Origin of the sequence: Euzebya tangerina (assembly GCF_003074135.1) — a bacterium.
Classification (GTDB): Bacteria; Actinomycetota; Nitriliruptoria; order Euzebyales; family Euzebyaceae; genus Euzebya; species Euzebya tangerina.
In genome coordinates this window covers 87,331-99,822 of sequence record NZ_PPDK01000003.1, presented here as the reverse complement: position 1 = coordinate 99,822, position 12,492 = coordinate 87,331, and the positions used below count along the sequence as shown (strand labels likewise).

The 12,492-nt window shown below is 68.7% G+C and carries 13 protein-coding genes; 7 read left to right on the top strand and 6 right to left on the bottom strand.

Annotation, left to right across the window (positions count from 1 at the left end; all coding sequences use genetic code 11):
• Positions 1-46: 46 nt before the first annotated feature.
• Positions 47-820 carry an alpha/beta fold hydrolase gene (locus C1746_RS18880; protein WP_162867959.1) on the bottom strand — a complete coding sequence of 258 codons (774 nt, stop codon included), beginning with the start codon at positions 818-820 and terminating at the stop codon, positions 47-49.
• Between the two features lie 69 nt (positions 821-889).
• Between C1746_RS18880 and C1746_RS18875 the strand changes: the two genes are divergently transcribed.
• Both C1746_RS18875 and C1746_RS18870 read left to right on the top strand, forming a co-directional pair.
• Positions 890-1,363: an SRPBCC family protein gene (locus tag C1746_RS18875; protein WP_162867958.1), complete on the top strand. Its 474-nt coding sequence runs from the start codon at positions 890-892 to the stop codon at positions 1,361-1,363.
• A gap of 3 nt (positions 1,364-1,366) precedes the next feature.
• Entirely contained in the window at positions 1,367-2,083 is a 717-nt protein-coding gene (locus tag C1746_RS18870) for an SAM-dependent methyltransferase (protein ID WP_116716323.1), read from the top strand.
• Between the two features lie 24 nt (positions 2,084-2,107).
• Here C1746_RS18870 and C1746_RS23315 read toward each other — a convergent pair whose 3' ends face one another.
• On the bottom strand, positions 2,108-2,620 hold the full coding sequence (locus C1746_RS23315; RefSeq protein WP_240599067.1) for a hypothetical protein: 513 nt from the start codon (positions 2,618-2,620) through the stop codon (positions 2,108-2,110).
• Between the two features lie 68 nt (positions 2,621-2,688).
• Here C1746_RS23315 and C1746_RS18855 point away from each other — a divergent pair, with 68 nt between their 5' ends.
• Complete coding sequence (locus C1746_RS18855) at positions 2,689-3,075, top strand: RidA family protein (protein ID WP_116716320.1); 387 nt, start codon at positions 2,689-2,691, stop codon at positions 3,073-3,075.
• A gap of 65 nt (positions 3,076-3,140) precedes the next feature.
• Here C1746_RS18855 and C1746_RS18850 read toward each other — a convergent pair whose 3' ends face one another.
• Positions 3,141-4,112: a GNAT family N-acetyltransferase gene (locus C1746_RS18850; protein WP_205711996.1), complete on the bottom strand. Its 972-nt coding sequence runs from the start codon at positions 4,110-4,112 to the stop codon at positions 3,141-3,143.
• Between the two features lie 250 nt (positions 4,113-4,362).
• On the opposite strand from C1746_RS18850, the gene thrS reads away from it, so the two are divergent.
• Positions 4,363-5,610: a threonine--tRNA ligase gene (gene thrS, locus C1746_RS18845; protein ID WP_116716319.1), complete on the top strand. Its 1,248-nt coding sequence runs from the start codon at positions 4,363-4,365 to the stop codon at positions 5,608-5,610.
• Positions 5,611-5,655: 45 nt separating this feature from the next.
• On the opposite strand, the gene C1746_RS18840 is transcribed toward thrS, so the two are convergent.
• The gene (locus C1746_RS18840; RefSeq protein WP_116716318.1) at positions 5,656-6,072 is read right to left on the bottom strand and encodes a DUF3052 family protein; all 417 of its coding nucleotides are present in this window, start codon (positions 6,070-6,072) and stop codon (positions 5,656-5,658) included.
• A complete protein-coding gene (locus C1746_RS18835; protein WP_240599065.1) occupies positions 6,069-6,506 on the bottom strand; it encodes a DUF3151 domain-containing protein in 438 nt (145 codons plus the stop codon). The genes C1746_RS18840 and C1746_RS18835 overlap by 4 nt, the downstream gene beginning before the upstream one ends.
• Positions 6,507-6,739: 233 nt before the next feature.
• Between C1746_RS18835 and C1746_RS18830 the strand changes: the two genes are divergently transcribed.
• The 3 genes from C1746_RS18830 to lysA are packed head-to-tail and all read left to right on the top strand — an operon-like array spanning position 6,740 to position 10,072.
• On the top strand, positions 6,740-7,099 hold the full coding sequence (locus C1746_RS18830) for a response regulator transcription factor (RefSeq protein WP_116716317.1): 360 nt from the start codon (positions 6,740-6,742) through the stop codon (positions 7,097-7,099).
• Between the two features lie 40 nt (positions 7,100-7,139).
• Positions 7,140-8,801, top strand: coding sequence for an arginine--tRNA ligase (gene argS / locus C1746_RS18825; RefSeq protein ID WP_116716316.1), 1,662 nt, complete (start codon positions 7,140-7,142; stop codon positions 8,799-8,801).
• On the top strand, positions 8,798-10,072 hold the full coding sequence (gene lysA, locus C1746_RS18820; protein ID WP_116716315.1) for a diaminopimelate decarboxylase: 1,275 nt from the start codon (positions 8,798-8,800) through the stop codon (positions 10,070-10,072). The genes argS and lysA overlap by 4 nt, the downstream gene beginning before the upstream one ends.
• A 20-nt stretch (positions 10,073-10,092) precedes the next feature.
• Here the strand turns inward: lysA and C1746_RS18815 are convergent, their stop codons facing one another.
• Positions 10,093-12,435 carry an EAL domain-containing protein gene (locus C1746_RS18815; protein WP_116716314.1) on the bottom strand — a complete coding sequence of 781 codons (2,343 nt, stop codon included), beginning with the start codon at positions 12,433-12,435 and terminating at the stop codon, positions 10,093-10,095.
• Positions 12,436-12,492 lie beyond the last annotated feature (57 nt).

Here is a 12,492-nt window from a genome sequence, read left to right as displayed (position 1 = left end):
CAGCATCGTGGCCTCGCACGTGTCAGCTGCTCGATCGCGGCGCGCGTCAGGTCAGGTGCTGCAACAGCGCAGCGGCGATGGCGTCCGGCTGCTCCAACATGGCCCAGTGCCCGGCGGTCGGGATCACCTGAACCCGTGACACGGGGATCTCGGCGTGCAGCTCCTCGGTCATCGCGAGCGGCGTCGACCGGTCGTGGTCGCCGACCAGGAGGAGGGTCGGCTGCCCGATGTCCTGGCGATTGATGCGGGGCATCTTGGCCAGCGCGCGGCAGGAGTTGGCGTACGCCTTCGGGTCGTTGCGGAGGATGAGATCCCGTAGGAGTCCCACCAGTTGCGGCAGCTTGCCCTGGGTGCGCGGAGCCATGGCGCCGGGCAACCAGGTGTCGATGATGGCGTCGAGCCCGTCCTTCTCGACCAGGGCGGCACGCTCCTCGTAGGCCTTCTTCGTGTCCGGCTCGAACCACGAGATCCCACCGAGCAGGACCAGCTGATCGACGGACTCCGACTTCTCCACCGCGACGTGTTGAGCCACCAGCGATCCGAGCGAGTGGCCCACCAGGCTCACCGGAGGAAGCTCCAGCGCATTGATCAGCGCAGAGACGTCTTGGGAGAACTGCTGGATCGAGTAGCCGCCACTGCCCGCATCGGAGCGGCCGTGCCCCCGCAGATCGAGCGCGATGACGTGGTGGTTGACGGCCAGGGTTTCGCTCACCCCGTGCCAGGCATGGAGGCTGCCCCCGAGCCCGTGCACGAGGACCACCGGCGGACCCTCACCCTTCGAGACGTAGTGGTGGCGGACGCCGTTCAGCTCTATGAACATCTGGTAGGAGGACCTTTGGGGCGGAGTTGGAGGGGTGGGGGCTCGAGAGGTGGGTACGGTGAGCCAGCGATGGCCAGAGTAGAGGAACGTATCCACATCCACCGACCTACGGGTCACGTCTGGAAGATCCTGACCGACTGGGAGTCCCAGCCAGCCTGGATGCAGGACGCCAAGTCGGTCACCGTGACCAGTGATCACCGCACCGGCGTCGGTGTGACGATCGCGGTCCCCACCAACATCGCGCTCGGTCTGACCGTGATGGACGAGATGCGGGTGACCGAGTGGGTGGAGGAGCACAAGATCGCCGTGACGCACACCGGGCGGTTCATCAAGGGGTCCGGTGCGTTCGAGATCCAGCCGACCGTGCGCCCCGCCGGCGAGGAGGGGACGCTGTTCACCTGGTGGGAGGAGATCGATGCTCCGCTGGGCGCGCTGGGCGAGGCCGTCGCGACCTACGCCGCCGGGCCCTACGTGTCCTTCATCTTCCGGCGGAGCCTGCGGGCACTGAAGCGCGTCGCGGAGTCGACGGCCGTGCGCCCCTGACGGATGGCCGACGGCGGAGAGCCATCGCTGGGCCAGTTGCGTCGTGCGGGCTCGCGAGCGGTGCAGTTCAACGTACCGATGGACGCCGAGCGAGTGGAGTGGATCGCTGCGTTCCTGAACGGTGCGACGTCGATCCTCGATCTCGGTTGTGGGCGGGCTGCACTGCTCCTGGCGTGCCTGGTGCGCTCCCCGGCGACCCGCGGGTTCGGCCTCGACAACGACCCGGCGATGATCGAGCTGGCCCGGGCGGCGGCCGAAGATGCCAGGCTGGGGGAACGGGCCAGGTTCGAGCTCACCGATCTGTCAACCGGCGACCTGGTCAGCTCCGCGGAGGCAGATGCGGTGATGGGCATCGGAGTGACCCATGCGTTCGGCTCGCTCCGCGCCCAGTACCGGGCGATGGCAGCCGGTCAGGCGACTGAGGCCGTTGTCGGCGCGAGCATCTGGGAGCGACATCCGCCCGATGACCTGCGGTCGATGTTCGGCCGCCTCCCGCGGGACACCGTCGGCCTCGGGATGCGGGCGACGGCGGCCGGCTGGACCGTGGTGGACGCTGGAACCTCCTCCGAAGAGGAGTGGGACACGTTCGAGGCGGCATGGGTTGCCGGCGTTCGATCGGTCGGGACAGCGGCCGCCGCGGACTTTGCGGATCGCCGGGAGGCGCTGTCGCGGCGGTACCGCGGGACTCTCGGCTTCGGATGGCTGTTGCTGCGTCGGTGAGCGCGGGTCGCCTGCCGCCTCGATTCAGGCGGCGTCGGGACCTTCGGCGCGCACCCGCTCCACGGCGGTGAGCGCGTCACGGAGTTCGTCGATCCACTCAGCCTGATTGCGGCCGACCAGCTTGACGCACCAGGCCAGGGCCTCTGACCGTGACCGCGCCACACCCGCCTCGATCAGCGTGTCGAGGACTGCTCGCTCGGGCATGCGCAGGCGGGTCATGGCGGGGACAGCGGCCTGGGTGAACGTGGTCGTGGTGTCACCACAGCGGGCGGCCCAGGAGACCTTCCGATCGAAGTGGTGCTCCGCCACCTTGGCGATGGCGATCCGTTGCTTCCGCGTGTCCTCGCGGAACCCGTCTATGCGGGAGGCGTGCGCCACGGCGCGTGCCTCGTCGGTGGTGTCGTCGTCCAACTGGGGTGGTGCGAGCGTGCCGGTGACGATGATCTCGTCCCGATCGGCGTTGACGTGGATGGGTTCGATGAACCAGTCGTCGGGGATCCGCCCCGCGAACCAGGTCGTGAGCTTCTCTTGATTCATGTATTACATCATTACACGAGATGGCTGCACGTCAACCCGCAGCGGTTAGGCCGTGGGAAACTGATGGCATGACTCGACAGAACGTGCCGTCCGGATCGCCGTACGAAGCACCAATCGGCTTCAGTCGCGCCGTCCGTCTGGGCAACACCGTCCACGTCGCGGGGACCGGACCGATCTGGCCGGACGGCTCATGTCCCGAGGATCCGCAGGTCCAGGCGTCCCGGTGCCTCGAGATCGCGCTGTCGGCGCTGGCTGAGGCGGGCGGGGCCGCAGCAGATGTCGTCCGAACCCGGATGTACCTGACCGACGCGGAGGACTGGGAGCCCGTCGGGCGTGCCCACGGCGAGATCTTCGGAGCCATCCGCCCCGCGGCCACGATGGTTGTTGTGGCGGGACTCCTCGACCCGCGCTGGAAGATCGAGATCGAGGTCGAAGCGATCCTCGGGTCCTCGTGACCTGCGTTGGGCGTCCCGCAACGCACCTGTGATTCGGGTCTGGCGCTGCTCCACGCGCCTCCCCTTCAGCCGGCCAGCCGGATGCCGCGGTTCAGCCAGGTCGAGGTGACCTCCATCCCAACCCGCTCGTACAGGCCCAGCGCACCCGTGCGGGAGTCCGTGGCCAGGGTCGACCGCGTCGCCCCGTGCTCCCGGGCTTGCCAGAAGGCGTCGACCAGCAACGCCTGCGCCAGTCCCCGGCCCCTCTGGTCGCGGCGAACGGCCAGCTTGTCGATCCAACCCTCCTGCCCGTCGCCGGCCAACATGATCAGCCCGGCGCCGACGACGTCGCCGTCCGGGTCGACCACCACCCGAAGGTTCCACGGCTCGAACCCGGGCCGCCGCAGGATCGCCGCGTCGAACTCCTCGAACGTCGACCGGGGACGGTTCGACCACTCGCCGAAGGCGTTCTCGATGACGTCGCTGACGAGCGGGTACTCATCTGCCTCCGCCGCACGGACCGTGAAGCCGTCCGGTAGCGGTCGAGCGGGGACACTCGTCCCGCTCGGGAGTTCCAACCCCCAACTGGTGTACCGCACGTGGTACCCGAGGTCTGCGAGAAGTCGGTCGGCCACGCTGCCGGCCGGAACCGGCATCCCGATCTCCGCCTGACCGGCCTGGAGGGCCGTCGCCTGCAGCCAGCGGGCCAACCAGGTCCCGATCCCACGCTCAAGCTCGTCGGGGTGCACGGCGGCGTCGACGCGGTCACCGCCGGAGTGCTCGGCGTACCCCACGAGCCGGTCGCCCTCCACGACGCCGATCGAGCTGGTCGCCAGATCGAAGCCGGGCCGCTGCCAGTCGGCCACGATGTCGGCCTCCTCGATCATCGCCTCGCCGACCATCGCCCGCTCGGACGCGGCCATGAGCTCGTACACCGCCCGCTGGTCAGAGGGTTGGAGTGGGCGGGTTGTGAGCCCTCGGGGGAGATCAGGGGTCAAGCTGCGATCGTCGGCCATGTCATCAGTGAACTCGCTGGCGAGCACCAGGACCAGGGGCATGGACATCGTCGCCGCTGCGGATCGCCGGAAGTCCTGGACACTTCTCTCTTGATCTGGGCTGGTGACCGGACTACCGTGAAGGCAGTGATCAAGCGCCTCAGCCCACAGACGACGACGGGTTCCCACCCGTCGGCCGTCAGACGCTGAGCCATCACACTCGCCACCACCGCCCCGGGTCATCTCCGGGGCGTCGGTCGTTCTGCTGGTCGCTGGAGGAGGGTGACCCGGGTCTGAGAACCAGGAGACCCGCATGTCACCCCCACCCCCCGTCCGTCAGGATCACATCCAGCTGGGCCGCCAGTTGGACATCTTCACCACCGACCCGCTGGTCGGGGCCGGCCTGCCACTGTGGCTACCCGCCGGTGCGGCCGTCAGATACGAGCTCGAGCAGTTCATCCTGGAGTTGGAACGCCGGGCTGGCTACGAGCACGTCGTGACACCGGCGGTCGCGAAGCAGGAGTTGTACGCGCGGTCCGGGCACTGGGAGTACTACGCCCAGGACATGTTCCCGCCCATGGAGACCGGTGAAGCAGGTGAGCGGCTGGTCCTGCGCCCGGTCAACTGTCCCCACCACATCCTGGTCTACCGCCACGCCGACCGGAGCTACCGCGACCTGCCCCTCCGACTGGCCGAGCTCGGCGACATGTACCGCATGGAGCGCTCGGGCGTGGTCTCCGGCCTCAGTCGGGTCCGCGCGATGACCCTGAACGATGGGCACGTGTTCTGCCGCCCGGCGCAGGTGGGGGAGGAGGTGGCGGCCATCCTCGACCTGGTCGACGCCAGCTACGACCGGCTCGGCTTGGTCGTGTCCGAGGTCAGGCTGAGCACTCGTGACGAGGCATCCGACAAGTGGGCCGGCGATTCCGAGCAGTGGAGGTCATCGGAGGCCGCGCTTCGCGCCGTGCTCGGAGCGCGCGACGGCGCGTGGACCGAGACTCCGGGCGATGCCGCCTTCTACGGCCCCAAGGTCGACATCGACGTGGCCGACGTGCACGGGCGCGCCTTCACGCTCTCAACCGTCCAGGTCGACCTGTGGATGCCCGACCGATTCGACCTGCGGTACGTCGACGAGGAGGGGGCTCGCCAACGGCCCGTCATGGTCCACCGCAGCATCCTCTCCACCGCGGAGCGACTGATGGCCTTCCTGCTGGAGCGAACCCAGGGCAGGTTCCCGTACTGGCTGGCACCCGAGCAGGTCCACCTGCTGCCGGTGTCGGACACCCACGCCCAGGCTGCTCGGGAGGTCGCGGCCAGCCTGCGCTGTGCGGGTGTCCGGAGCGAGGTGGTCCCCGCCTCGCGCAGCCTGGGTTCGCGGGTCCGCAGGGCGGCAGACCGGATGGTTCCCGTGACCGCAGTCCTGGGGGACCGGGAGGTGGAGGCCGGTCAGGTCTCGGTGCGCCTGCGCGGTTCTCGGGACGCGGTGTCGGTGACCCTCCCCGCCCTGCAGGGGGCGCTCGAGGGGGCCGGCCGAGACCGACTGCAGATGCCAGTCCTGTGAGGCCGCTGCCCGACTGGTGGGATTCTCAGTCGACTGGTGGGATTCTCACTCGACTCGCGCCTCCTTGCGAATGACCAGCTTCAGGCCCGACCAGACCTGGTCGATCGCGCACACCTTGACGTCCACGAGGTCGTGCGGGACGGCCACCTCACGGACGGTGTCCTCGGTGATGTCGGTCGGGACCCGCGAGGCCTTCTTCGGCCAACAGATCCAGATCACCCCGTCCTGCGGGATGCGGCGGATCATCACCGGCAGCCGCTTCTCCAAGTCGCGCTTGCGGTCGTAGAAGCCGATGACCATGTCCATGTTCCCGGCGATCCGGGTGGCGAACTGCACACCCGCTGGGACCGGCAGCAGGGTGAGACCGACGAACTCCGGGGGCGGATTGTCCAGCCCTAGCCTCATGTCCTCCTCGAGGCCGAGCTTCTTGTACAGCGGTGTTCCCGAGTAGCCAGCGCTCACGATCCGGTCACCTCGAAGTGGTCGTCGGGGTCGAGTTGGCGCAGGAAGTCCCGGCACCGCTCCGGCTCCCCCGCCTCGCCGATAGCAAGCGCCGCCCGCCGCAGCGCGTTCAGGGATCGCAGGAAGCCCCGATTCGGTTGGTGCGACCACGGCACGGGACCCTGGCCCCGCCACCCGGCCTGCCGGATCGTGTCAAGACCCCGGTGATAGCCGACCCTGGCGAACGCATATCCGGCGACGGGATCCCCGCCGTCGAGCGCCCGCTCGGCCAGCTCGGCCCAGACCGCCAGGAATTCCGGGTTGGCGCTGGCCACCTCTCGGAGTGCGGCGTTGGTGTCGTCGGCTGCGAGCGCGGTGGCGTACGCCGCCTCCACCGCCTCGGGCCAGGGTGGGACGAAGGTCGGCTGAATGCCGTGCATCGGGAGTTCGGGCATGACCTGTAGGTCTACCACCTCGACGGCCTCATCGGCCGCCACCGGAAGGTGCAACTCGCATCCAGCCCCGGTCCTTTCGAACCGGTGAGCGGATGGGTCGGCCGCGCTCGCCACGGCCACGTGAGGCCTGATCCTCGTAACCGCGAGCGCGGCGGCCGACACGGCGAGTACAGTCTGTTCGTCCCGAGAAGTTCGTCTGGTGAGAGGCCGGAGGCACCGCGTTGGCACGAGTGATGGCAGTTGATGACGATCACGTCATCCGCGGGCTGCTCGAAGTCAACCTCGAGATGGAGGGTCATGAGGTCCTGACCGCCGTCGACGGAGCCGACGCACTCCGCAAGGTCGCCGAGGCCCGTCCCGACCTCATCCTCCTCGACGTGATGATGCCGAACGTCAACGGCTGGCAGGTCGCCGAGGCACTGAAGAGCGACGAGAACTACCGGGACATCCCGATCGTGTTCCTCTCGGCCCGGGCCATGGAGGCCGATGTTCGCAAGGGCAACGAGTTGGGTGTCCAGGCCTACGTCACCAAGCCCTTCGATCCGATCGACCTGATGGAGATGGTGAACCGGCTGATCGCCGAGCACACCTGAGTCTCCCATCCGGCTGCGGGCGGCTGGGTAGTGTGGCCGGATGATCGGCCCCGACCAGCTCGCCGTCCACGTTCGCAAGGCACTGTCCACCTCCGGCTTGCCTGACCGAGAGCCGGTCTTCGAACGGCCCAAGAACCCCGAGCACGGTGACTGGTCCTGCAACGTCGCGCTGACGCTGGCGAAGCCGGTGGGGCAGCCTCCCCGCCAGATCGCCCAGACTCTCGTGGAGGCGATCGGTGCCGTGGAGGGCATCGAGGCCGTGGAGATCGCTGGACCCGGGTTCATCAACTTCCGGCTGGCCCAGGACAGCTTCGGTGCCATCGTCCGTGCAGCCGTCGAGGCCGGCGAGGAGACCTACGGGCGCAGCAACGCCGGTGCCGGCCGGACGGCCAACGTGGAGTTCGTCTCGGCCAATCCGACCGGCCCGCTGCACGTCGGTCACGGTCGGTGGGTCGCCACCGGGGACGCGATCGCAGGTCTGCTCGAGGCAACCGGCTGGGAGGTCACCCGCGAGTACTACCTCAACGATGCGGGCAATCAGATCGGGCTGTTCGGTCGTTCCGTCCAGGCCGAGATGGCCGGTCCATCGGAGGTCACAGGAGGCGAGCCCGAGGGCTATCGCGGCGAGATCCACACGGCTCCTGAGGACGGCTACAAGGGGGCATACGTGGCCGAGATCGCCGCGGAACTCGATGCAGCCGGCGTCAGCTCGAACGATCTGTCCGCGGTGACCGAGGCCGCGTATCTGGCCATGGTCCAGCAGATCCGCCGGACCATGGAGTCCATCGGGATCGACATCGACGTGTGGTTCTCCGAGAAGACGCTGCACAACTCCGGCCGCGTGGACGAGACCATCGCCAAGCTGGGGGAGGACGGCCACACCTACACCGCGGACGGCGCGACGTGGCTGCGCACCACGGACTTCGGTGACGACAAGGACCGGGTCCTGGTCAAGGCCGACGGGGTCAAGACGTACTTCTCGGCCGACACGGCCTACATGGCCGACAAGGTCGGTCGTGGGTTCGACCTCGCCATCTACCTGCTGGGAGCGGACCACCACGGCTACGTCGGTCGGCTGCATGCCATCGCACGGGCCGAGGGCATCCCCGAGGGGCTGATCGAGATCATCATCGGCCAGTTCGTGAACCTCCTCCGCGACGGTGAACCCATCCGGATGGGCAAGCGCTCAGGCAACTTCGTCACGCTCGACGAGTTGGTGGAGGAGGTGGGACCCGATGCTGCCCGGTACACCTTCCTCCGCTCCTCGATCGACACCGCCATCGACTTCGACATCACCCGCGTGGTGTCGGAGGACAAGTCCAACCCGGTCCACTACATCAACTACTCCTACGCCCGCATCAGCGGCATCTCCCGCAAGGCTGCGGCGGTCGACTTCGACCCGGGAACCGTGGCAGACGCCGACCTCTCGCTGCTGGCGACCGAGGAGGAGCACGAGCTCATCCGGCGCATCGACGCCTTCGGAGAGACCGTGGCCCAGGCGGCAGAACAGCGTGCCCCGCACCGTGTGGCCCGCTACGCCGAGGACCTGGCCGATGCGTTCCACCGCTTCTACGTCGAGCGGCAGGTCATCTCCGACGACGTCGATCTGTCCCGCGCCCGCTACTGGCTGTGCGAAGCCACCCGGGTATCGGTTGCGGCCGCACTGGGGCTGCTCGGCGTGACACCACGGGAACGGATGTGAGCGGGCCGATCCCCGTCGGGCTCCTGCCCGAACATGCGACCGTCGGCGAGTCGGGCGAGCTGCGGATCGGCGGCTGTGACGTCGCGGAGCTGGCGGAGGCGTACGGCACGCCCCTGTTCATCTACGACGAGCAGGGGCTGCGCAACCGCTGCCGGGAGGCCACCGCGGTCTTCGGCGAGCGCGCAACCTACGCCGCGAAGGCGTTCCTGTGCCGCGCCATGGTCCGTCTGGTGATGGAGGAGGGGATGTCGATCGACGTCGCCTCGGGCGGTGAGCTGGGGATCGCCCTGGCGGCCGGCGCACCTCCGGAGCGCATCCACCTCCACGGCAACAACAAGTCGTCGCGCGAGCTGGCCGCGGCGATGGACGCGGGAGTGGGGCGCATCATCGTGGACTCCCTCGAAGAGATCGACCGCATCGAGCGGCTGGTAGCTCAGCGCCATCGGGCCCCGAGGGTCCTGCTACGCCTGACACCGGGTGTGAAGGCGGAGACCCACGAGTTCGTCGCCACCGGCCATGACGACTCGAAGTTCGGCTTCACCGTGTCGACCGGGGCAGCCGCCACCGCGGTCGAGCGAGCTGACGCCAGCGCGGCCATGGACCTGGTCGGCCTGCACGTGCACATCGGGTCCCAGGTCTTCGACGCGGACTCCTTCGCCAAGGCGCTGGCGGTCATGGCTGAGGTGATCGAACCCTGGGACCTGCCCGAGCTGGTGCTCGGCGGTGGCCTCGGCGTGCCGTACGTGACTGGCGAGACGGCCCCGACGATCACCGAGTGGGCGGAGGCGCTGGAGCAGACCGCCCTCGACCTCGGGATCACGGCGAAGCTCGGCGTGGAGCCGGGTCGTGCCATCGCCGCACGGGCGGCCGTCACGGTGTACCGCGTCGGGACCATCAAGCGCCTCCCCGACATCCGCACCTACGTCGCGGTCGACGGCGGGATGAGCGACAACCCCCGACCGGTGCTCTACGGCTCGGGGTACGAGGCGTTCCTGCCGCGCGCCGTGCAAGCCGCGCGCCCGCAGATGGTCCGGATCGTCGGCAAGCACTGCGAGTCCGGGGACATCCTCGTCCGTGAGGCCGCCGTCCCGGGGGATTTGGCGGTCGGTGATCTGCTGGCCACCGCGGTCACCGGTGCCTACGGCCACTCGATGGGGTCCAACTACAACAAGATCGCGCGACCACCGGTTGTCTTCTGCGCCGAGGGGGATGCCCGGCTGGTGGTGCGCCGCGAGACCTTGGACGACCTGCTGGCCGCAGACGTCGGCTGAGTGGTTCGAGGACCCGCGGCTCAGACGGGCGCGGGCTCAGCCACGACGACGCTGCGTCCGGCGTCCCGCTTTGCGACGTACATCGAGTCGTCGGCCCGACGCAGGACGTCAGTCGGGTTGTCACCCGGCTCCGACACCGTCACGCCGATGCTGACGCCCACGCTGTGCTCCTGATCATCGACCAAGATCGCGCTTGCCATGGCGGCCACGAGCGCGGCCGCCAGCTCGCGCGCTCCGGGCGCGGTGAGGTGCGGCGCCATGACCGCGAACTCATCACCGGACAGGCGTGCTGCCAGCGTTCCGTGCGATGGGTCAGACCGTTGGATCGTCGCTTGGATGCGCGCGCCCATCGCCGTCAGGACGACGTCCCCTGCGGCGTGCCCGAACTGGTCGTTGATCTGCTTGAACCCGTTCAAGTCGAGGAACATCACGGCGTAGGGCTCACCGACCAGGGACCGACTGGTCAGCTCGGCCATGAACGCCGTCCGGTTGGCCAGTCCCGTGAGGCTGTCGGTCAGCGCCATCTTCGACAGCGACCGCGAGGAGGTGGCGAGGAGTTCGGCGACGGACAGCGTCCGCAACGGCCCGGAGTCGGCAAGGACGACGAGATCTTCGTAGCGGCGGTTCCCCGACCTGGCCAGCACCGTCTTGACCGTGTCCAGCAGCGTCGCGCCCTGCCGCACACACGTGGCCGGTGAGAGCTCGAGGTCGGCGACGGGTCGCCGCCAGAAGACGGCCCGGCCGAAGCCGAGCGGGCCGGTCATGTGCTCATCGAACTCAGCGCGGGTCAGCAGGTGCGGTGTGCCGGTGGAGGACACCACCACGACGGTGGACAGTGCGGGGTGGGCCTGGAAGTGCCGCCCGACGTCGGAGCAATCCGTCGTGGCATCGATCACCACCGCCGGGACGGATAGGTGCTCGATGCCCGAGTCGATGTGGTGGACCACGTCGTCGACGAAGGTGGCTGCACCTGGTCGGGGAGTGTCCTCGTGGTCGACGATCGGCGCGGGGCCCTGACGTGGAGCCGGGGCCGCCAGATCCTCGATCACCTGTGTGATGAGTGGTGCCAGATCGCGTTCGGGCACGGGGCGCCCGAATGCCCACCCCTGACCGAGCTCACATCGCAGGTCGGCGAGTGCCGCACCGGTGGCTGCCTCTTCGATGCCCTCGGCGACGACCGGATACGGCAAGGCCGCCAGGAACTCGAGCAGCGACACGCCCAACTGGTCACCGTCGCGCACCAGGCTCGTGAATTGCCGGTCCAGCTTCACGAAGGACAGCGGAAGCCGACGGAGGTAGCCCAACGAGCTGAAGCCCGTGCCGAAGTCATCAAGGCCGATCCGCACACCCAGGCTGTCCAGTTCCCTGAGGGTGCTGTCGATCCCATGGTCCTCAGCGAGGTAGACCCCCTCGGTGATCTCCAGCCAGAGACACGACGGCGGGAGGCCGGTGGAGGCGAGCACGGCCATCACGTCCTTCACGAAGTGCGCGCACCGCAGTTGGAGTGGTGAGACGTTCACACTCACGTGGAAGTCATCGCGCCCCGTCTGCTCGCGCAGCCGCAGTGCCGCGTCGACGGCTTCGGTCAACACCCACTGACCGATGCTCGTGATGAGCCCGCTGGACTCCGCCAACGGGATGAAGACGTCAGGGGGGACGCTGCCCGCTGACGGATGCTCCCAGCGGAGCAGCGCTTCGGCGCCGCGACACCGTCCTGTCCTCAGGTCCACCATCGGCTGGAAGACGGCTCGGAACTGGTTGCGGTGGACGGCGTCGTAGAGGTCACCGAGCAGGTCGTTGCGCTCCGGGGTGTGCAGGTGGATCTCTGGGATGGCGCCAGCTGTGCCGTCGCGGCGCGCGCGAACGAGGGTCGCGAGGGCGCGGCGGACGAGATCGTCGCCTGTCGCACCGGTCCAGGTGACGGCGGCGCCCAAGCTGACCGCCTTGGGAACCTCGAGGTGGCGACCCTGCACCCGAGCCGGCGCATCGACGGCCTCACGGATGACTGCGAACTGCGCCACCAGGTCGGTCTCGTCAGTCCACTCGGGGAGGAGAACGGCGAACTGGTCGTCGCCCAGTCGACCGATCGCGCAGTGTCGGGGGACCCGGTTGACCAGATGGCCGCTGATCTGGCGCAGGAGCCCGTCACCGATGTGATGGCCCAGCGCGTCATTGATGAGCGAGAAGCCGTCGATGTCGCCGATGACCACCGCGGCGCGCGCCCCCGCATCCAGGGTCGACTGGACGACCTCGATGAACGAGGTCCGGTGCAGCAGCCCGGTCAGGGGGTCCAGCCGTCCGGGCTCCGGCGTCGGGGAGTCTGCACCGGATCGGCGACGACGACCGGGTAGCAGGGGAGGCATACACGCTTCATCGGCAACTCCGCCCTCCGCTTGACACCCGCCTGCGTGTGCCGTCGA

Coding starts and splice junctions, on each gene's coding strand:
- C1746_RS18815 (WP_116716314.1), bottom strand. CDS start 12,435: ATGCCTCCCCTGCTACCCGGTCGTCGTCGCCGATCCGGTGCAGACTCC.
- C1746_RS18855 (WP_116716320.1), top strand. CDS start 2,689: ATGACTCGACAGAACGTGCCGTCCGGATCGCCGTACGAAGCACCAATC.
- C1746_RS18875 (WP_162867958.1), top strand. CDS start 890: ATGGCCAGAGTAGAGGAACGTATCCACATCCACCGACCTACGGGTCAC.
- C1746_RS18835 (WP_240599065.1), bottom strand. CDS start 6,506: ATGCCCGAACTCCCGATGCACGGCATTCAGCCGACCTTCGTCCCACCC.
- C1746_RS18870 (WP_116716323.1), top strand. CDS start 1,367: ATGGCCGACGGCGGAGAGCCATCGCTGGGCCAGTTGCGTCGTGCGGGC.
- C1746_RS18850 (WP_205711996.1), bottom strand. CDS start 4,112: ATGCCCCTGGTCCTGGTGCTCGCCAGCGAGTTCACTGATGACATGGCC.
- thrS (WP_116716319.1), top strand. CDS start 4,363: ATGTCACCCCCACCCCCCGTCCGTCAGGATCACATCCAGCTGGGCCGC.
- C1746_RS18880 (WP_162867959.1), bottom strand. CDS start 820: ATGTTCATAGAGCTGAACGGCGTCCGCCACCACTACGTCTCGAAGGGT.
- C1746_RS18830 (WP_116716317.1), top strand. CDS start 6,740: ATGGCAGTTGATGACGATCACGTCATCCGCGGGCTGCTCGAAGTCAAC.
- argS (WP_116716316.1), top strand. CDS start 7,140: ATGATCGGCCCCGACCAGCTCGCCGTCCACGTTCGCAAGGCACTGTCC.
- C1746_RS23315 (WP_240599067.1), bottom strand. CDS start 2,620: ATGAATCAAGAGAAGCTCACGACCTGGTTCGCGGGGCGGATCCCCGAC.